The following is a 573-nucleotide window of genomic DNA, read 5'->3' on the forward strand; positions in this document are numbered from 1 at the left end:
CGGCGACACCGCTCAGCACGGAGCCGCCGAACGCCGCCGTCGTCAGGGCGAGCAGCAGGCCGAGCAGGGGCAGCGCCTGGGCGGCGGAGGCGCGGCCCGCGCTCGCCGTCGACAGGAACCCGACGGCTCCGCGGCGGCGGGCGAGCGGGCGCGCGAAGAGGCGCAAGGGGAGCGGATAGAGCCGTACGAGAAGGAGCGCGGCGATAACGCCCACGAGAAGGGGCGCGGCGCTGACCAGCAGGCTCGCGGAGCCGTCCCCCGCGCCGGGGTCGGAGCCGCCGAGCCCGCCTCGCCGCAGTGTCGTCACCGCCCCCACGGCCAGGACGAGCAGCACCAGTTCGGCCACCGTGCGGCGCCGCGAAGGGCGTGCCGTCACCAGATCGTCGCGGCCCTCGAGCGCCCGCTGCCCGCGGTGCGCGAACGCCGCACGGACCGGGAGTGCGGCGCAGGCAAGCAGGCATACTCCCGCCGCCGCCACCGCCGAAGGCCACGCGCGCGCGTGCGGCACGACCAGGAACGCGAGCAGCAGCCCGAGCGCGGCCGCGGGCACCGCCACCACGGGCGTCTCCGCGA

General features: G+C 78.0%; 1 pseudogene. It reads right to left on the bottom strand.

The features are described 5' to 3' along the window. Positions 1-559 (bottom strand): annotated as a pseudogene (locus tag ABD378_RS40620) (ABC transporter permease); the annotation flags it as partial. Positions 560-573: the final 14 nt, after the last annotated feature.

It is taken from the genome of Streptomyces rectiviolaceus (assembly GCF_039533825.1).
In the GTDB taxonomy this organism is placed as follows: domain Bacteria; phylum Actinomycetota; class Actinomycetes; order Streptomycetales; family Streptomycetaceae; genus Streptomyces; species Streptomyces rectiviolaceus.